This window comes from Brachyspira pilosicoli, assembly GCF_008016535.1.
Lineage (GTDB): Bacteria > Spirochaetota > Brachyspiria > Brachyspirales > Brachyspiraceae > Brachyspira > Brachyspira pilosicoli_A.
Map to the genome: position 1 here is coordinate 1 of NZ_SAXY01000021.1, position 20857 is coordinate 20857.

A 20857-nucleotide genomic window follows, 5' to 3' on the forward strand; every position below is an offset into this window, starting at 1 on the left:
TGCCGCAGGCACGCACAGCGATGGTGTAGTAGAAAGTACACACAACCGAGACCAAAAAGAATTTTATGATTTTTGTACACAAGAATTAACTTTAGAGAAAGCAAATAAAAATATACAAAAATATAATTATTTTTTCAATTATAAACGAATACATTCTGCTTTAAATTATAATACGCCTTTTGTTTACTTTAATAAATTAAGGAATTCTTAACTGCAATATGTTTGGCACCTGTGCACTATATATAGTTAAGTATGAAAAATATCAATATTTCAACTTTATAGTTTAAAACTAGTTATTCTCATAATTTAAATTAGTAAAATATATAGAAACAAATATGTATTAAAAAGATATTTATTTAAGCTATTGAATTTTTTTTATATTTTTTATATAATTAAATATACATATATGTGGTATATTAAAAATGAACAATACATTATCATTAATTATATTATTAATAACAGTTTTTATAATAATAACTTTTGTAAAGAAAATAATATTTACAATCATGAGTAAAGGTAATATAAAAACATAAAACTTAATGAAGCGGTAGACTTATATAACAACAATAAAAATATAGGCTTAATAGATGTAAGAAGCTATCAGGAAGTGCAATATAGCGGATACATAAAGAACAGTATAAATATAGCTTTAGATGATAGTAATTTTAATAACAAAATGTCTAAATTAGATAAAGATAAAGAATATATAGTTTATTGTGCAAGCGGTTCTAGGTCAGCTATGGCTTGTATGCGTATGTATAAATTGGGCTTTACAAAAATATATAATCTTACATATGCAGGATATTATGCACTCAATAATGCTTTAAAAAAATAGTTTTTACTTTCTTTTTTATAGTTCTTAAATTGACAATTATTTTATTTTATATATATTAATTTTATGGAGAGAGCATGAGAAAGATATATATTTTTTTATTTATAATTTTTAATTTGACAGCTTATAGTCAGAACTTTAATAGTTTACTTAATAAAAATACAGAAGCTATAATTAGTTTTAATCTATTAACTAATGATAATAAAATTATAGTAAAAGCAAATATACCAGATGGTTATTATGCTTATTTAGAATCTAAAATAGCAAATAAAATATTATTTTTTGCAGACAATAAAGAAATAAATACAACATATCCTAAAGGTGAAAATTATCATGATGACATTATAATAAAAGGTGAACAAGAGTTTATACTAAATAACATTGATATAAATAAAATCAACTTTATCAAAACAAGCTATCAATTATGCTCAGCAAAAGACAATGTATGCTTACAGCCTCAAAGTAAAGTAATATACGGTGAAGAAATTGATATACCAAATGCTAATATAACAGATGAAAAACCAGAGAATGCTACTTCTATAGAAAACTACATAAAAGGAAGCAATAATATATTTATAACATTGATTTTAATATTTGCAGCGGGACTTGCATCTGTGCTTTTACCTTGTACTTATCCTCTACTCTCAATTACAGTATCTATTTTAGGAACTACAAGTGATGATAAAAATAATAAAAAATCAAGTTTATTAGCTTCGCTTTTATTTGCATTAGGAGTAATCACAACATACACTCTTTTAGGTGCTATAGTTTCTGTGGCTGGATTTGCTTTTCATAAAACTATTCTATTTGGAAGTATTGGATATAACCCTATTATTTTAACAATATTGGTGCTGCTCTTTTTATACTTTACTTTTTCAATGGCTGGATTTTATGAGATTAAAGCTCCTAGTTTCTTACAGTCTGCAAAAACAAATGCATACAGCAAAAAAAATCAATCAATATTCCATAAATATATAATGGGACTTCTTGCTGGAATAGTTGCCACTCCATGTGCTGCTCCTATAATAGCAGTTATATTAGAAATAGGTTTTCTTAATCCTGTATTTGCTACTCTTTATATGGCTGTTTATGCTTTGGGATTTGCTTCCGTATTATTTGTTCTTGGTGCATTCGCTTCAATACTTACAAAAATGCCTAAAGCTGGAACTTGGATGGTATATGTTAAATATATTTTCACTTTCCTAATGATGATAATAAGTTTCTATTATGCTAATATACTTTTTGGTGTTTTAGGATTTAATAAAATAAGTTATATACTAGCATCTGCTACGATATTAGTATTTGCTCTATTAGTTTATATAATAAAAAATAAAACTGCAATGTTGAGTGCATTAGAGAAAAAAATATTTGTTTCTGTGCTTATAATATCTATAGCATTAGGCTCTGTTTATGGATTTATAAAACAAAAAAATGAAGTTTCAAATACTGTATCATACACTGAAGCATTAGAGCTTTCAAAACAAAATAACAAGCCAATACTAATAGATTTCTCTGCTGTTTGGTGTGCGAATTGTTATGAGCTTAAAGAGAAAGTATTTGTAAATGAAGAGCTAAAAAAATTTATAGACAACAATTTAATTTTCACTGAAGTTGATGTTGATAAATACAAAAATATTTCTGATGAGTATAATGTTAAATGGCTTCCTTGGATAATAGTAATTGACAGCGACAAGAACATATTATACACAAAGAATTCGTTTTCAAGTTTCGATGACAAAATGGCTTTGAGTATAAAAGAAGATTTAGAGAAAGTAATTAATAAATAAATTTTTGATATATATAATTTTATTTTCTAATTTTTTGTTTATTCATAAATGTAATTTTAATTTATTAAAATAAAGGTAAGCTTATTGGAAGTTTATAAAATTTTATAAAATATTTAATTTCTTTCATATTATTAAAATCAAAGTTATTATTATCATTGTTTAAATATATGATTAAGCATTTTGGAGTATAATTATTTTCTTGATATTCATTATCATCTTTAAATTCCTCTATAATTTTTACTATGCGAGAATATGCTGACAATTGCATTATATCATTTTTATCATAATAATTACTATAAATTTCTTTATATTTAGTATCTGTTATATAATTATAATCTTTACCCTTAATAATAAAGTCAGGTATAAATCTACCATTTAAATATGACTTTTGATACAAAATACTATTTTCTGTATTTTTTAATTTTTCTCTTAATAAAGAATAAGCATATTTTTCAAATAGCAATGACATATTAATATAAAATGGAGGAGCTTCGTTTATATTATGAGTATCTTTATATCTTTGAATTTTTATTATTTTTATTGCTAACTCAATTAAAATTTTATATTTTTTATATAAAGGATTTAGTTTTACTTTATTTAATTCATATAAATGAAGATCATCAGAAACTTCATTAAAAAATGAGATACAATAAGAATAATTATTTTTTATATTTTTGCTAATGCATATTTTTAATGCCTTTTTTAAAATTCTATTTTCTAAGCAATTTATATCATAATCTAAATAAGAACAGTATATTCTATCATTTCTATTATTAAGAATATTCTTTTTTATATTATTTGAAAATAAAATTTTGCCTTTTATTTTTGAATGAAGATTTTCTTCTTTTTTTATAAAATTTCTTTTAAGTCCATTATGCAGTTCTAATTCCAATAATTTTAGAAAATGAATTACTATTAAAATATCTAAACTATTGATTAAATTATTATCTTTATGCTTAATTGTTTTTTCATCAAAATTAATATCATATATTGTATGAAAGTCTTTTATAATATTAGAATATTCTAAACATTTGTTAAACATTTTAAAAAAATCTATATTTTCTATTTTAGGTTTTATTATTAAACTTTGAGTTTCATTTATCCAAAAAGCACCTATATAGTAGGAAAATAAAGGATTATTTGTCTTATAATCTATTAAATCAGATACTATTTTATCTTTTGATATTTCTATACTTCTTAAAAAATTACTACAAAAGATAGGAGAGTTTTCTTTTACTATAAATGTATTGAAAAGGTCTTTTACTAAAATTTCATTACAAAAATTACATTCGCATTTATTATTTATATCATTCATAAATCATTCTATTATTAGATTTTTAATAGTATTTTTTAATTCACTGCTATTTTGTAATATACCATCTTTTAAATATTCTAACAATAATGGTTTTATTTCATAATTTAATTTTATATTTAATTCTTCTATATCTTTAGCCATAAAATAACTATGTCCTATCATAATATCATCAATATCAAATTCATCATTCAAATTTTCAGTTATTATTTCTTTTATACTATCAAATAAATCTGTAGCTATTTTTTTCAAATCCTCATCTTCATAATAATTTTCTATTTTTTCTTTTTGAGCCTTTACAGGTATAAAAGCAAATCTTCTTCTTAAAGCATAATCAATATATCCTATACTTCTATCAGTTGTATTCATAGTTCCTATTATATATAAATTATTAGGAACAGAGAATATTTCCTTTGAATAAGGTAAAATTAGTTTTATTTCGTTTTCAGAGCCTGTTCTTTTATCTGATTCTAATAATGTAATAAGCTCTCCAAATATTTTTGATATATTTCCTCTGTTTATCTCATCTATTATTAATACAACAGGATTATTATGTTCTTCATTTCTATCTGTTTTTGTGCTATTGCATGCTTCTTTAAATATGCCATCTTTTACTTTATAATAAATATTATTATCATTAGAAATAGGCTTAAAACCTTCAACAAATTCTTCATAATCCATAGATTGATGAAAAGTAGTGAAAAATATTTGATTTCCATCAATTAATTCTTTATATCTATTTATAAGTGATTTCCTATCATTTGGTATATTTCCATCTATTAAAGATACAGCAATTTCAGCAGTTATATAAGTTTTACCCGTACCGGGGGCACCTTGTAATATAATTTGTTTTTTCTGTTTTAAAATATCAATTATTTTTAATGTAGTTATTTCATCATTCATATTGAATTCCTCAAGTCTTAATAAATCTATAACCCTGTAATTCTTAAAATTAAAATTATTTTCTCTCATAAACTTATTAATGTTTTTTATATCATTAATATATCCACTAAAAGAATCATCTTTATCAATTTCTATTCCTATTTTTTTATATATCTTTATTCCTAAACTATTTAATATTGGAAATACATTAGGTTTTATACAATGAAGAAATTGACTTAATGAACCTTTTTTTAATCCTTTTATATCTAAATTTCTATATCTCTCTAATATGTTATTTAATATACTATCATTAGTATCATTAGTATCATTTATTTCTATAATTAACTTAAAAAACTTTAATATTTCATCTTTTTTTATAATTGATTCATATTGTTTGAATGTAGAATTACCAGTTCCAAATAAACCATAACTATCTTTGTCATTTTCTTTATTAAAATATCTGTTTTTATTATTTTTTTCTTCATCAATTAAAATTTTAATTTGAGTTTTTATATTTTCCTCTAAATTAGAATTTAATATATATTTTATTCTTTTATCAAGAGATATTCTCCAATCTCCTATGCATAAAAAATATATAGCATCTAAATCTTTATAATCTAAATTTTCTAATTTTGATTCTTTTAATAAGGTTATAACTTTTGGTATTAATACATAAGAACCATCATAATTTTTAGGATCTATATTATTTTTCTTTTTTAATACATTTATTAATTCTTTATTGTATTGATTAGACATTCTATAACCTTTAATATATTTTTAATATATTATAATAAAAATTTTATATTTTGTCAAAGTTAATAATACATCTATAAAAATTGACAATTCAAAAATATGTTAGTATAATGCCTTCAATATTCTAAAAATATTTAAGGAAGTTTTATGAAAAAAATTATATTGATAACAGCTTTAAGCTTTTTAATAAGCTGCAATAATAAATCTGATAATACACAAAACAATACAACAGTTAATAACAATACAAACATAACAATCAATAATAATACTGCACAAAATACAAATCAAATTATAAATAACCAAACAACTGCTGTAAGAAATAAAAAACCTGAATTCAAAAATAAATATCCAATTAATAATTACACAGAAGCAGAAGTTGATGAAATATTATACAAAACTATTGACAATGAATTAGCAAATTATGGAATATCCGATAATTCCAAAAAAGAAAGAAGAGAAGAAGAAAAACAAAGATTAGAGCCTATAAAAGATTTATTATTAAAAGGAATAAATAGCAAAGATGAAAATGGAAATAATGTATTGATGTTAATACCTAAACTTGATTATAGAAATTATGCTTATAATGATTTAGTAAAATGGCTTGTTGAAAATGGAATTAGTTTAGATGATACTAGAATATTAGATTATAATTATACTGATGAGATAATAGATTATTTATTAGATAGCGGTGTATATTATTATACATTCATATTAGTAATTTAATAGAGGCTTATAACAAATAAAACAATAAAGGGCTTTAGTTTTTTTGTTAACTCAAAGCCCTTTTATTAAAATTAATTATATATTTTAAAAATTAAATTTCTTCGCCGTTCTCTATTTTTGTAATAAGCCCAACCCTTTTAGCATGTCTTCCACCTTCAAATCCAGCATCAATCCATTCTTTTACAATCATTTTTGCTAAATCAACTCCAACTACTCTAGCACCAAAAGCTATTATATTAGAATTGTTATGCAATTTAGAAAGTTTAGCAGAATAAGGTTCACTGCAAACTGCTGCCCTTATTCCTTTTACCTTATTAGCAGCAAGTGAAATACCTATACCAGTGCCGCATATCAAAACACCGCCATCAAAGTTTCCATTAGAAACTTCTACGGCAACTTTTTTACCATATATTGGATAGTCAACACTTTCTGTAGTATGCGTACCGAAATCAGTAACATTATGTCCTAATTCTTCTAAATATTTTATTATTTCTTTTTTTAATTCAATGGCTGAATGATCACAGCCTATAGCAATTTTCATAATTATTTATTCCTCTTTTTATTTTATGTAATATATATTATACTATAAATTATAAGAAAACTCTATTATAGCATAAGTTTTATTATCTTCACTATCAAATTTAAGTAAAACTTTATCATCAACTATAGATTTTTTTACAACTATAGTATCACATAAAGCAGCAGGTACTCTATATTCTATTCTTATTCTTTTATAATTATCTTCTACATAATCTATTGCCATATCAATATATCTAGCATTATTAACATGATTATTGTCATCTATAAAATATTTTTTTACTTTAAATCTATCAACTTCTTTTAGAGCATCATTATCAACTTTTATCTTTCTAGGTAAATAATTCATCTCCTGCTTTTCATCAAATTTAATTTTTTTAATAAAATCAGAAGGCACTCTAATTAAATTACCATTAGATAAATCAACAAAACCACCTATAGCATAGCAAATAATAAGCTCATTATAATTTTCATCATATATCACAGTGTTTCTGTATCCATAAGCCTCGTTACATTCATACACATAAGTACGTACTATCACTTTGTCGCTATATTTTGGAAGTTTGTATATATCAACTTGCCTAGATACCAAAAACATACTCACATTATTTTCATGGAAATATTTTGTAAGCTCTTCCTCAGAATCTAATTGAAAAAATGAACAATCCTGCATTAAATCAAATATTGACGAAGTTTTTAAAAGTCCATCTTTATCAATTTGACTAGTACCTACAATAGCTTTCATTTCATACATAAATAATAAAACCTTTTTTAATTAAAATAATTCTAAATATTATAATACTAAAATAATAATTGTCAAAACAATTAGACTTTTAATTTTATACATCCGCACGGTTAGCCTATTTTCTTATATAATAAAAAAGGTTTTTCTAAAAAATAAATATTTTTATAAAAACGTTTACCGTGCGGTTATTAAAACTTTAAATTTTAAAAATCTAGGGTGGAAAACTATGAATTTGTATTTAAATTATTAAAACAAATAAAATTATAATTAAAAAAACAAACATTAAATATTGAGGGTGGAAAGTGAAAATAAAATTTAAAATCTATTTAGCGTGCGGTTAAAAAATTGAAAATGAATTTAAAATTATAATAATACACCAATAGTAAGCATTCTTCCAATCTGAAGAGCATCTCTCCTATAAGAATAGAAATTATTATCATAACTATTAAGATTAGAAAGTTCAACATTGTTTTCTAAAATACCGCATTTTATCATTTGACTCTTTATTTCTAAACCGTTATCAATATGCCATTTATTATTAATTATAGATTTGTTTTTGAAATGAATCGCCACCTCTTCTCCAACCTCATAATCTTTTAAAGCTATGTAAGGACCAATATAAGCATACATATTAGAAGGGTTTGCATTATATTCTTTAATCATAGTAAGAATAGTTTTTTCTGTAATATTTTGAACAGTGCCTCTCCAACCAGAATGAATTGCTGCCATAGAATTGCTTTCACTGCAATAAAGTATTATAGGAACACAATCAGCTGTTTGAACTACTAAAGGAATATTTTTTAAGTTTGTTATTATAGCATCAGTTTCTTTAACTAATTTTTCTCTGCTTCCAAATAAATTAATATTTTTTTCATCTATCTTTACTATATTATCCTTATGGACTTGATTCATAAAAATTGATTCATTAATGTCAAAACCAATTGTATTAAAAAAAGTTTTCTCTTGATTATCTCTATATTCTAAAGTAATATCTTTAGGATTTAAATTTAATTCTTTAGAAAGTACAGCTATATATATATTATCATTTTTATTATTAGGATAATAAATATTATGCATTCTTTAGCCTTTTAATCTCTGCCTCTAGCTCCTTTACTTTATTAGTAAGGTTTTTAGTTTCGGTTCTAGATTGTTCCATAATATTTTCATATAAAACAAAAAACTTCTGTGCATATTCTAATTTTTGTTTCAATTCATTTATCTCTTCTTTATAGATATCTATTTTGGAAGTAAGCAGTTTATTATCTTCTTGTAATTCTAAAATAGTTTCTTTATCATTATATTCCACTTATACAAATCCTAATTTTTTCTATCTTTATATAATATAATTATGTACATTAAAATTGAATTGTCAAGTTAAATTACATAATTATATTATGATAATTAAGTAAATATGAACTATAATTAATGTTTTTTATATATTAGATACAATAATATCTGATATTTCAGAACATTTTACTAATTTGTATAAATTAGATATATTTTTATCTTTAGGCATAATATCTATAGTTCTATAACCCTCTTCTATGGTTTTATAAACAGCTTTTTCTATATTCTCTGACTCTTTATCTAAATTAAAAGAATGTCTAAACATCATAGCAAGAGAAAGTATGGTACCTATAGGATTAACTAAATCTTTACCCGCAATATCAGGGGCAGAACCATGAATAGGTTCATACATACCAACTGTATTATTAGCAAGACTAGCAGAAGGAGCCATACCAATAGAACCTGTTATAACACTAGCCTCATCAGAAAGTATATCGCCAAACATGTTTTCTGTAACTATAATACCAAATTGAGAAGGATTAGCAATAATCTGCATAGCAGCATTGTCTACATACATATCATTATATTTAATATCACTATATTCTTTTGATAAATTATTCATAACCTCACGCCACAATTTAGAAGTATGAAGGACATTAGCTTTATCAACAGAAGTAAGAGGCTTTTTTAATTTTCTAGCCATCTCAAAAGCAACCTTACCTATTCTTTTTATTTCATTTTCATCATAAGGCATAATGTCTGTTGCTTTTTTTGTGTTATTAATAGTTTCAAATTTATGCTCTCCAAAATACACCCCTCCTGTAAGCTCTCTCACTATAACAAAATCTATATCATTTTTAGAGATAATTTCTTTTAGAGGTGAAGCATATTCTAATGGTTTAAGCATTTTTATAGGTCTAATATTAGCATAAAGCCCCATACCTTTTCTTAATTTAAGAAGCCCTTTTTCTGGTCTATTTTCAGGAAGCACATTGTCCCACTTAGGACCTCCAACAGCACCCAAAAGCACAGAATCGGAAGATTTGCATTTTTCTAAATTTTCATCAGTTAAAGGAACTCCATATTTATCTATAGAAGCCCCACCCATATCAACATATTCTAAATTGAATTTATGAGAATATTTTTGCTCTATTTTTTTTAATATATCAATAGCCTTAGAAATAATTTCAGGACCAACCCCGTCCCCTTCAATAACAACAATATTTTTTTCCATAAATAATTATCCCTTAAATTAATTTTTTAAAGAGTTCAAAAGCCCATTAGAGTTAATAATATTTTTTATAAACTCTGGGAAAGGCTCTGCTTTGTAGCTTTCATTTTTAGTGATGTTTGTAATAATTCCGCTGTCAAAATCAACTTCAACCTCATCACCAGCATTTATTTTTTTACTAGCCTCATCGCATTCTAATATAGCAAGCCCTATGTTAATAGAGTTCCTATAAAATATTCTAGCAAAAGATGAAGCTATAACGCAAGATATACCAGATTCTTTAATAGCAATAGGAGCATGCTCTCTTGAAGAACCGCATCCAAAATTCTCTCCTCCCACCATTATATCACCTGTTTTAACTTTGCCTACAAAATCTTTATCAATATCTTCCATACAATGGGAAGCCAACTCTTTATGATTAGCAGTATTTAAATATCTTGCAGGAATAATAACATCAGTATCAACATTATCTCCATATTTATGAACGAAACCTTTAGCTTTCATATTATCTCCTAATTTAATTATTATTATTAATAATAAATACGGCTATAAAAAACTACATTCACAAAAACTTTTAAGCCGTAAAATTAATTAAATACACTAAAAATTTTATATTTTGTTGTAAATATTTCTGGGGCTTTGCCCCAGACCCCACTTCTTTTGGTGACCCAAAGAAGCAAAAGGACTGCAATTTTATATCCAAAATTATAATTTACATAATGTATTATATCTATAATTAAAAAATTTCATACTTAATTATTCTAAATACATTTTGAAATATCTCTATTATTTAGGCTCTGTTATGTATCCTGTCAAAGCACTGTATGCTGCTGTAGCAGGACTAGCCAAATATACTTTTGAAGTTTTATCTCCCATTCTTCCAACAAAGTTTCTATTAGTTGTAGTAACAGCAACCTCATCATGTGCAAGTATTCCCATATATCCACCCAAACAAGGTCCGCATGTAGGAGTTGATACCGCACAGCCTGCATCAATAAATATATCCATATAACCTAATTTTATGCACTCTTTATAAACTTTTTGAGTAGCAGGAATAATTATACATCTTACATTCTTAGCTACTTTTTTGCCTTTTAAAATGTTGGCAGCAATAACCATATCGGATAATCTTCCATTTGTACAAGAACCTATAACAACCTGATCAACTTTGATGTCTTTTAATTCTTTAGCTTCTTTTGTGTTTTCAGGCAAATGCGGACAAGCAACTGTAGGCTCAATTGCAGATAAATCAATATCATACTCTTTTTCGTATACTGCATCATCATCAGCTTTAAAAATAGTATAATCTCTTTTTACTATATCTTTTAAAAATTCTATAGTTTTATCATCAACTTCAAATATTCCGTTTTTAGCCCCTGCCTCAATAGCCATATTAGAAATACAAGCCCTGTCGTCCATAGTAAGAGATGAAACTCCTTCACCTCTAAACTCCATTGACTTATATAATGCACCATCAACTCCTATCATACCTATAATATGAAGTATAACATCTTTTCCAGATACATTTGGCTTTAATTTTCCTTTAAGATTAAACTTAATAGCAGCAGGCACTTTAAACCAAACCTTTCCAGTAGCCATAGCAGCAGCCATATCAGTGCTTCCAACACCAGTAGAAAAAGCACCGAAAGCCCCATAAGTACATGTATGAGAATCAGCCCCAATTATAACTTCACCAGGAGCAACTAAACCCTTCTCTGGCAAAAGTGCATGCTCCACTCCCATATCACCCACATCATAATAATGAATAATATCATGCTTATTAGCAAAATCTCTGCATTGCTTACATTGCTCTGCAGCTTTGATGTCTTTGTTTGGAGCAAAATGGTCCATAACCAAAGCTATTTTCTCTTTATCAAAAACTTTATTAAAACCATATTTTTCAAATTCGTTAATTGCCACAGGGCTTGTTATGTCATTTCCTAAAACTAAATCGGTTCTAACCATTATAAGCTCACCTGCTTCAACTTTGTCAACTCCAGCATGTGCAGCTAAAATCTTTTGTGTGATAGTCATTTTTATATCCTTCAATAATTAATTTACACTATAAATTATTTTTATTATTTGCAGGAGCTACCACCAAAGTTCTTTAACGACCGAAGGAAGCACCTATGGTATTGGTATAAAAACTAGGGTGCTGCACACTGTGTACTTCGTTAAGTGTAAAGCCCTGCAAATAATTTAAAAAACTAAAAATTAACAAACTTAAAAATTTTTAGTATATACCTAAACAACTATATTTTGTCATAGAAGTTTTTTCTTCAACTTTTTCCCGCCGCAAAAAGTTGCAAAAAGTGCATATATCATAATCAATATTTTATAAATATGTATAAAATATATCATAAAACCTAAATTTTAGCTAAAAAATGCAGTCTTTTTGGTTCTTTTGGTCACAAAAAGAACTGGGGTCGTGGGGCAAAGCCACCACAAATAAAAACTTAAAAACTATATTTTGACAAACTTAAAAATTTTTAGTATATCAAAAGAAGGCTTTTACAATCTATTAAAAATTGCATAAGCCCTATAAAAATTATAATTTATTCAAACCATTAATATAAGCCATCAAACTTGCCTGTATAATATCAGTACTTACTCCCCTTCCAATAACAGTTTTATTATCAGAAGCAAGTCTTACAATAACCTCTCCCAAAGCATCTTCACCTTCTGTAATGGCATTGATAGTATATGTAACCAATTTAGCTCTATTTGATGTTACAGAGTCAATAGCTCCAAATGCCGCATCAATAGGTCCGTTTCCTTTACCTATAGCCTCCACAACGTTATCCTTATTGTCTATTATAGAAACAGAAGCAAATGAAGATATTGAATCACTGTCATTAACCATAAAGCTTTTCAATGTATAATTAGGATTCTCTATATTTGTGCTTCCTATCAATAATGCTTCAATGTCAGAATCTGTAACTACTTTTTTCTTGTCTGCCAAAGCCTTAAACTCTGTAAACTTATCTTCCAAAACTTTATCATCAATATCATAACCCAAAGATTCTATTCTGTCTTTAAAAGCATGTTTACCAGAATGTTTACCTAACACCATTTTGTTTTGAGGTATACCTATATCTTCAACATTCATAATCTCATAAGTAGAACGCTCTTTTAATACTCCATGTTGATGAATGCCAGCCTCATGAGCAAAGGCATTAGCACCCACTATAGCTTTATTAGGAGCAACAACCATACCAGAAATTGTAGATAATAATTTTGACACTTTATAAATGCGTTTGGTGTTAATATCAGTGTATGCATTATAAAAATCTTTTCTTGTTTTTATTCCCATTACAATCTCTTCTAAGCTAGCATTACCAGCACGCTCGCCTATACCATTAATAGTACATTCTACCTGAGTAGCACCAGCCAACACTGCAGATAAAGAATTAGCAGTACCAAGTCCTAAATCATCATGACAATGCACAGATATATCAACATTATCTATACCCTTAACATTCTCTTTTAAATATTTTATTAAGTCAGCCATCTCTAAAGGAGTAGTATATCCCACAGTATCAGGAACATTTATTGTAGTAGCACCGTTTTCTATTGCTGTAGAATAAGCCTTAGCTAAAAACTCTCTATCGCTTCTTGATGCATCCTCAGCAGAAAACTCTATAAACTCGAATTTGGTTTTAGTATAAGAAACAGATTCTTTTATAGTTTCTAATACTTGCTCTCTAGTCATTTCCAATTTATGCTTTAAGTGTATATCGCTTGTAGCTATAAATGTATGAAGCATAGGGTGTTTTGCTTGAGCAAGAGATTCATAAGCTCTGTCTATATCAGCCTTATTACATCTTGCCAAACTAGCCAATTTAGCATTTTCTACAACCTTACTTACTTCTCTTATGGCATTGAAATCATCATCAGAGCATATAGCAAAACCTGCTTCTATTATATCAACGCCCAATTTATCTAATTCAGCTGCCATCTCTAATTTTTCAGCCAAATTCATAGTACAACCGGGAGACTGCTCTCCATCTCTTAAAGTAGTATCAAAAATTTTAATCTTTCTCATTGTTAAAACCTTTTTATAAAATAACCATTGTATAATTAAATATTTTTATTGTTTGTATAAAATTGTTTATTTTTTCTTGTTCTTTTTCCCGCAGCAAAAAGAACCAAAAAGTGCAAAATAGTAAATAATATAAATTATCTTTTATATATTAAGATGATTTATTAAATTACTATCAAATGCAGTCCTTTTGCTTCTTTGGGTCACCAAAAGAAGTAGGGGTTCGGGGACTAGTCCCCGAAAATAACAAAAATATAAAAACTAATTTCCAACAAAGTTAAAAATATTCAGTATATAAACAAAACTCCAATATAAAAATATTTAATTATAACACTGAGTTGGATAAAAATTACTTTTTAATCCAGCTCATCATCTTTCTTAACTCTGCACCGACTTTCTCTAATTTATGCTCACTCTCTAATCTCTTAGTAGCATTAAATTTAGCCTTGCGTCCTGCACTAAACTCTTGAATAAACTCACTAGCAAAAGTTCCGTCCTGTATCTCCCTCAACACTTTTTTCATCTCTTTTCTAGTTTCGTCTGTTATCATTCTTCTGCCAGTTCTATAATCGCCATATTCAGCAGTGTTTGAAATAGAATATCTCATCATAGCGAAACCGCCGGAATATATTAAATCAACGATTAACTTCATTTCATGTATACATTCAAAATAAGCCATTTCTGGTTCATAACCTGCTTCTACTAAAGTGTCAAAACCAGCTTTCATTAATTCAGTAACACCGCCGCATAATACTGCTTGCTCACCAAAAAGGTCAGTTTCAGTCTCTTCTCTAAATGTTGTCTCTAATATACCAGCACGTCCTGCACCTATTCCAGAAGCATAAGCCAAAGCATAATCTTTAGCCCTTCCGCTTTTATCTTGATAAACAGCTATTAAACTAGGTACTCCTCTTCCTTCTAAATACTGACTTCTTACAGTGTGTCCCGGTCCTTTTGGAGCTACCATTATAACATCTATATCTTTAGCAGGTACTACAAATTGAAAATGAATATTAAATCCATGAGCAAACATTAATACATTGCCCTCTTTCATATATGGAGCTACCTGACTATTATAAATATCAGCAGCAACCTCATCTGGTACAAGCATCATAACTATATCAGCAGCCTTAGCAGCTTCTGATACTTCCATTACTTTAAATCCTGCCTCTTCAGCTTTTTTGCAATTAGCACTGTCTTTTCTAAGTCCTACTATAACATTCATTCCGCTGTCTTTTAGGTTCTGGGCATGAGCATGACCTTGACTGCCGTATCCGATTATAGCTATAGTTTTTCCGTCTAATAATCCTAGATTACAATCAGCATCATAATATTTTTTTATCATTTTATTTCTCCTTAAATATTTGTTTTTTAGTTTTATTAAAAATTTATTATAAATTATCAAAACTCAAAATTATTTATTATATTCATATCAGGAACATCATCACCCAGCTGTATTGATGTTACCCCTGTCCTTGAAAGCTCTAATATATTGAAATCTTTTAAAGCTTCTAAATAGCCGTCTATTATAGAAGCAGAAGCTGTTATTTCAACTATCATACTCTTACGACCTATATCAAGTATAAGTCCATTATGAGCATTAGTAATATCGCAAATCCTGCGTTTATTAGAATCATCTATCTCTATTTTTACTAACAATAAATCTCTTATTATGCTGTTACAATGATCTATCAAGTGAACTGAATGAACCTCTATAAGTTTAGAAGTTTGCTTCATAATCTGTGTAATATGCAAATCATCACCCTCTGTAACTATAGTCATTCTAGATATGCTAGGCACACAAGTTACAGAACAAGTAATAGTTTCTATATTAAATCCCTTTTGACTAAATAATAAAGTTATTCTATTTAATACCCCAGAACTATTATCTACAAATAAAACTAAAACCCTTCTTTGTTTATTATTCATTTTTTACTCCTAGTATTTTTTAATCTACTATTATATCATCTACTGTTCCGCCTGCTGGAATCATAGGTAAAACTCTCAAATCTTTATCTATAACGCATTCTATCCAAACAGGACATTTACATTTTAATGCCTCTTCAAAAGCATTTTCAAATTCAGTTATAGTTTCGCATCTAAAACCCTTAGCCCCAAAACCTTCAGCAACTTTTATATAATCCATTTTTTTATTTATATCAGTGCTTGAATATCGTTTATCATAAAATATAGTTTGCCATTGTCTTACCATACCCAATGTACTATTATTAAGTATTATGCTTATAACAGGTAAATTATATTCAACAGCAGTTGCTACTTCATTTAAATTCATATAAAAAGAGCCATCACCTGTTATATGTATTACTTTTCTATCTGGTTTAGCTACCTGAACACCTAAAGCAGCAGCATATCCAAATCCCATAGTTCCCAAGCCTCCGCTAGTTATAAAACTTCTTGGTTTGGTATGACGTATATACTGAACAGCCCACATCTGATGCTGACCTACATCTGTAACATAAATTGCTTCATCTTTAGTTTTATTTCCTATTATATTCATAACTTTACTTGGATAAATGCCATCTTTATCAGTATTTCTCTTGGAATCCTCTTCTTTTTCTTTTAATCTTAAATCAGATAAATATTTTACCCATTCATCATCTTTCACTCTTTTTACAAGTTTATTAAATCTATCTAATACATCATTTAAATCGCCTATTATGCTATAATCAACATTAACGTTTTTATTAATCTCGCTTCTGTCAATATCTATATGCACCTTTTTGGCAACACCTCCAAATTTAGAAGTATTCAAAGCAACTCTGTCGCTAAATCTTGTTCCAACAGCAAGTATTAAATCAGCTTCATTCATAACCTTATTAGCAGTAGCAGAACCATGCATACCTAAAAGCCCTATATTTAATTTTTCATTATAACCCAATACCCCAGCCCCCATTAATGTATGAACTGATGGTATATTAGAATTAATCATAAACTCTCTTAATTTATCGCTTGAATCTTTAGCACCGCCTCCAAAATATATAATAGGTCTTTTAGATTCATTTATTAATTTTGCTACTTCTTTTATTGTGTTTTCATCTTCAGAACTTATTTGAACTGCTTTTGGAGTGAATTTGTGTTTGTTTAGAAATTCTGTTTCTGCTATTGTAATATTTTTTGGTATATCTATTAAAACAGGACCTTTTCTTCCTGTATTTGCTATATAAAAAGCCTTTCTAATTGTATCAGCTAAATCCTTAACATCTCTAACAACAAAATTATGCTTTGTAACAGTCATTGTTATTCCAGCAATATAAACCTCTTGGAATGAGTCTTTACCTATTAAACTCGTAGGCACATTTGCTGTAATAGCTATTAAAGGCACACTATCCATATATGCTGTGGCTAATGGTGTTACTAAGTTAGTAGCCCCCGGTCCGCTTGTAGCAATTACTACACCTGTTTTACCGCTTGCTCTTGCATATCCGTCAGCAGCATGACAAGCCCCTGTTTCATCAACAGGCATTATATGTTTTATTTTATCTCTATATTTATAAATAGCATCATATATATTTAAAGCAGCACCGCCCGGATAACCAAATACAGTGTCTACTCCCTGCTCTATTAAAACTTCAATTAAAATATCTGAACCATTCAATTGCATAAAAATCTCCTAAAATATAGTATTGCAAAAATATATACAAATATAACAGAATACAATTTATTATTTTTTGTTTTATTTTTTTATGTGTGTGTAATTTGTTATAATAGAAACTTTACAGGATGATAATGAGAGATAGGAGAATAATAGATATGCTAGTTTGATTTAAATGTTTGAAAAATGACTTCATTATTCATCTTCTCCTTATCTTATTTTTATAGTATTATATAATACTTCTAATAATATTGCAATAGCAAAACAAATATTTTTTATAAAAAAATCTACTATACTTACAAAATATAATTAAAAAAGTAGTTAATATATAATTTGAGAGTGTTGACTTTTTATTAAAAAAAAAGATAATAAAATAAATTAATAATTTTCTTAAGGAGGAATAATTATGGGAATTTCAGATGATATAAAATCTGGTATTTATACTGGTATAGGATTTATACTTAAAGGCAAAGAAAAAGTAGAAGAAGCTGCAAAAGAGTTTATAAAAGATAAGAATATGAGCACTGAAGAAGGTGAGAAATTTGTAAAAGAAATGGTTAGTAAGGCTAGCGAAACTAAAGAAGAAATAACTCAGTATTTAGATGAAAGAATAAAAACTACTATGGATAAAGCTGGTTATGTAAAAAAAGAAGAATATGATGCTATAAAAAAAGAATTAGAAGAATTAAAAAGTAAAATAAACAATCAGCAGTAAATTATAAACAATATTAATAATTATAAAATTGGGGCATATTGTGAAGGGGAAAAAATCTTTAAATAGAACAAAAGAAATTATATCGGTTATAATGGCATATGGTTTTAAAGATATAATTGCCGTTACACCTATATTAAAATTGGTAAAAAATCCAATACAAAAATTCAATGTAAAATATAAAGGTGTAGATTTAAGAAGTTATACACGAGGTCAAAGAATAAGAATGGCATGCGAAGAACTCGGTACAACTTTTGTAAAATTAGGTCAGATACTTTCAAACAGAAGCGATATACTTCCTAAAGATATTATTGATGAATTAAAAAAACTTCAAAATAATGTTAAGCCTTTTGATGAAAAAGAAGCTCTAGCTATAGTAGAACAAGAATTGCAAAAACCTATAAGTGAAGCTTTTGAATCTTTTGATACCACCCCTAAAGCAAGCGCCTCAATTTCTCAAGTGCATACTGCTGTATTAAAAACAGGCGAAAAAGTTGCTATAAAAATAAAAAGACCAAACATAGAAGAAAATATACTCAATGATATTGAAATAATAACTTGGCTATCTTCTATATTAGAAAAATACAATGAAGAGTTTGCTTTAATAAGACCGGAAAAATTAATAAAGGCTTTTAAAAATCAGCTTTTACAGGAATTGGATTTTAATTTTGAAAAAAATAATACTATAAAATTCCAAAAGTTTTTCAAAAATAATAAAAATATAAAAATAGCTAAAATCTATGAAAACTATAGTACAAAAAATATATTAACTATGGAATATATAGAAGGAATCAAAATCTCTGATATTAGCCCTGATGATACAAGATATGATAGAAAAAAGTTAGTTTCTATTGGTGTTGATTGTGTATTGGAGCAAATATTTAAATTAGGTTTCTTTCATGCAGATCCGCATCCGGGTAATTTAATGGCTTTAGATAATAATGTATTATGTTTTTTAGATTTCGGTATGATAGGTTTTATCCCGCCTACTTCAAAAGAGGCTTTCTCTTCTCTTATAATGAGTATCAATAATGCTGATTATATTAATCTTTCTAAAGCTGTATTAGATTTATGCGATCATAGTGAAATACAGAATATGGAAGATTTTAATATGGCTATATTTATGCTTATAAACAAATATATAGATATGCCATTAGAAAACATCAACATAGAAGATATATTTAATGAACTTATATCTATAATAAGAGAGTTTAGATTAATGCTCTCTGGAAATATAATGCTTCTTATAAAATCTTTAATAGTATTAGAAGGTGTTGGAAGAGATTTAGATAAAGACCTTAAATTAGTAGAACATATAAAACCTTTTGCTTTTAAGTATGTTAAAGAACAATTAAAACCTGATAATTTATTAAAACAATCAAGAAATTTAATTAATGATTATTTTCATGTTTTAAAAAATGTGCCTTCAGATTTGGGTGAAGTTATAAGCCTAATGAAAAAAGGAAATATTAGAATACAGCTTGAACATAAAAAACTTGATACTCTTGCAAATACTTTAGACAGTTTGGGAGACAGATTAAGCTATTCTATAGTATTAGCTTCATTAATTATTTCAAGCGGACTTATAATAGCTGCAAAAATGCCCCCTCTAATAAATGGAATATCATTAGTTGGGCTTGTGGGGTTTTTATTATCTGGAATCATGGGATTTATTATGATTATAAGCAGATTTATAAGAAAGTATGTAAAGAAAAAATAGTTATATTTTCTCTAAATACTCTTTATTAATCCAGCCTTTTGATATGCCGTTAACATAATACCAATTAGAGGACTCTTTTATCACTCTAAATTTCTCACCCTCATATACGCTCGAAACAATATCTGACTTTACACTGCTTCCGCTATATATGTTTGTGTTTCTAACAATTATAATATAATCAGATTTTATGGTATGATATGCATATATAGAAAAAATAATTAAAATGATAGAGCTAATTAATAATAACCAATTTGTATTTTTCTTTTTAATAAATGATACAAATAAAAATGCACTAAAAAATACAAACAAAATCAAACTTATATAAAAAGCAATTATATAAAAAGAATCATAATCTTTTCTTTCAGTTATTTTATTTATATTGTTTTTAATCTCTTTATCGAAAGGTGCTATATTCAAAGCCCTCTCATACCACAACACTGCATAGCCATTACTATTAATCTCATAATATGAAGAAGCCAAATTATAATACAAATCTTTAGACACCACATTAGAGCTTATTAAATTAAGATACAAATTATTAGCCTCTATATACATTCCTTGATTATATAAATCATTTGCATTTTTAAATATATTGTTAATACTTTCCAAATCATTTTGAGCAAAAAGGAAATTGCATCCAAAGAGTAAAAACATTATAATAATTTTTTTAATACTCATAAA

General features: G+C 26.9%; 19 protein-coding genes and 1 pseudogene. 6 read left to right on the forward strand and 14 right to left on the reverse strand.

Translation table 11 applies throughout. From position 1 onward, the window contains the following. The 3 genes from EPJ72_RS03190 to EPJ72_RS03200 form a co-directional block, all read left to right on the forward strand. Positions 1-211: integrase core domain-containing protein (locus EPJ72_RS03190; RefSeq protein WP_147730808.1), on the forward strand; the 211-nt coding region annotated here is incomplete at its 5' end. Positions 212-583: 372 nt separating this feature from the next. After that, complete coding sequence (locus EPJ72_RS13310) at positions 584-835, forward strand: rhodanese-like domain-containing protein (protein ID WP_242004899.1); 252 nt, start codon at positions 584-586, stop codon at positions 833-835. A 74-nt stretch (positions 836-909) separates the two neighbouring features. Continuing rightward, on the forward strand, positions 910-2619 hold the full coding sequence (locus EPJ72_RS03200) for a protein-disulfide reductase DsbD family protein (RefSeq protein ID WP_147730809.1): 1710 nt from the start codon (positions 910-912) through the stop codon (positions 2617-2619). Between the two features lie 64 nt (positions 2620-2683). Here EPJ72_RS03200 and EPJ72_RS03205 read toward each other — a convergent pair whose 3' ends face one another. Together EPJ72_RS03205 and EPJ72_RS13315 are read right to left on the reverse strand one after the other, a co-directional pair. Beyond that, positions 2684-3934 carry a 5-methylcytosine restriction system specificity protein McrC gene (locus EPJ72_RS03205; protein WP_147730810.1) on the reverse strand — a complete coding sequence of 417 codons (1251 nt, stop codon included), beginning with the start codon at positions 3932-3934 and terminating at the stop codon, positions 2684-2686. Positions 3935-3937: 3 nt separating this feature from the next. After that, positions 3938-5569 (reverse strand): McrB family protein, encoded by a 1632-nt coding sequence (locus EPJ72_RS13315; RefSeq protein ID WP_242004898.1) that lies wholly within the window; start codon positions 5567-5569, stop codon positions 3938-3940. 144 nt (positions 5570-5713) lie between these two features. On the opposite strand from EPJ72_RS13315, the pseudogene EPJ72_RS03215 reads away from it, so the two are divergent. After that, positions 5714-6265, forward strand: a pseudogene (locus EPJ72_RS03215) (ankyrin repeat domain-containing protein); the annotation flags it as partial. A 115-nt stretch (positions 6266-6380) separates the two neighbouring features. On the opposite strand, the gene rpiB reads toward EPJ72_RS03215, so the two are convergent. The 11 genes from rpiB to ilvB all read right to left on the reverse strand — a co-directional run bounded on the left by rpiB (position 6381) and on the right by ilvB (position 17753). Then, on the reverse strand, positions 6381-6830 hold the full coding sequence (rpiB, locus tag EPJ72_RS03220) for a ribose 5-phosphate isomerase B (protein WP_147730811.1): 450 nt from the start codon (positions 6828-6830) through the stop codon (positions 6381-6383). A gap of 42 nt (positions 6831-6872) precedes the next feature. Further along, the gene (locus EPJ72_RS03225) at positions 6873-7580 is read right to left on the reverse strand and encodes an acyl-[acyl-carrier-protein] thioesterase (protein ID WP_147730812.1); all 708 of its coding nucleotides are present in this window, start codon (positions 7578-7580) and stop codon (positions 6873-6875) included. Between the two features lie 354 nt (positions 7581-7934). Beyond that, entirely contained in the window at positions 7935-8648 is a 714-nt protein-coding gene (gene pgeF, locus EPJ72_RS03230) for a peptidoglycan editing factor PgeF (protein ID WP_147730813.1), read from the reverse strand. Then, positions 8641-8877 carry a hypothetical protein gene (locus EPJ72_RS03235; protein WP_147730814.1) on the reverse strand — a complete coding sequence of 79 codons (237 nt, stop codon included), beginning with the start codon at positions 8875-8877 and terminating at the stop codon, positions 8641-8643. The genes pgeF and EPJ72_RS03235 overlap by 8 nt, the downstream gene beginning before the upstream one ends. Before the next feature lie 126 nt (positions 8878-9003). Then, positions 9004-10092, reverse strand: a complete 1089-nt coding sequence (leuB, locus tag EPJ72_RS03240) for a 3-isopropylmalate dehydrogenase (RefSeq protein ID WP_147730815.1) — start codon at positions 10090-10092, stop codon at positions 9004-9006. A gap of 18 nt (positions 10093-10110) precedes the next feature. After that, the gene (gene leuD / locus EPJ72_RS03245) at positions 10111-10593 is read right to left on the reverse strand and encodes a 3-isopropylmalate dehydratase small subunit (protein ID WP_147730816.1); all 483 of its coding nucleotides are present in this window, start codon (positions 10591-10593) and stop codon (positions 10111-10113) included. Between the two features lie 282 nt (positions 10594-10875). Beyond that, complete coding sequence (leuC, locus tag EPJ72_RS03250) at positions 10876-12123, reverse strand: 3-isopropylmalate dehydratase large subunit (RefSeq protein ID WP_147730817.1); 1248 nt, start codon at positions 12121-12123, stop codon at positions 10876-10878. A 514-nt stretch (positions 12124-12637) separates the two neighbouring features. Then, a complete protein-coding gene (locus tag EPJ72_RS03260) occupies positions 12638-14134 on the reverse strand; it encodes a 2-isopropylmalate synthase (RefSeq protein WP_147730818.1) in 1497 nt (498 codons plus the stop codon). 346 nt (positions 14135-14480) lie between these two features. Continuing rightward, positions 14481-15476, reverse strand: a complete 996-nt coding sequence (ilvC, locus tag EPJ72_RS03265) for a ketol-acid reductoisomerase (protein ID WP_147730819.1) — start codon at positions 15474-15476, stop codon at positions 14481-14483. 56 nt (positions 15477-15532) lie between these two features. Further along, positions 15533-16060 carry an acetolactate synthase small subunit gene (gene ilvN, locus EPJ72_RS03270; RefSeq protein WP_147730820.1) on the reverse strand — a complete coding sequence of 176 codons (528 nt, stop codon included), beginning with the start codon at positions 16058-16060 and terminating at the stop codon, positions 15533-15535. A gap of 19 nt (positions 16061-16079) precedes the next feature. After that, positions 16080-17753, reverse strand: coding sequence for a biosynthetic-type acetolactate synthase large subunit (gene ilvB, locus EPJ72_RS03275; protein WP_147730821.1), 1674 nt, complete (start codon positions 17751-17753; stop codon positions 16080-16082). A 397-nt stretch (positions 17754-18150) separates the two neighbouring features. On the opposite strand from ilvB, the gene EPJ72_RS03280 reads away from it, so the two are divergent. Both EPJ72_RS03280 and EPJ72_RS03285 read left to right on the forward strand, forming a co-directional pair. After that, positions 18151-18459 carry a phasin family protein gene (locus EPJ72_RS03280; RefSeq protein WP_147730822.1) on the forward strand — a complete coding sequence of 103 codons (309 nt, stop codon included), beginning with the start codon at positions 18151-18153 and terminating at the stop codon, positions 18457-18459. Positions 18460-18499: 40 nt separating this feature from the next. Continuing rightward, entirely contained in the window at positions 18500-20176 is a 1677-nt protein-coding gene (locus EPJ72_RS03285; protein ID WP_147730823.1) for an ABC1 kinase family protein, read from the forward strand. On the opposite strand, the gene EPJ72_RS03290 is transcribed toward EPJ72_RS03285, so the two are convergent. Continuing rightward, positions 20177-20854, reverse strand: a complete 678-nt coding sequence (locus EPJ72_RS03290) for a tetratricopeptide repeat protein (protein WP_147730824.1) — start codon at positions 20852-20854, stop codon at positions 20177-20179. Between the last annotated feature and the right edge of the window lie 3 nt (positions 20855-20857).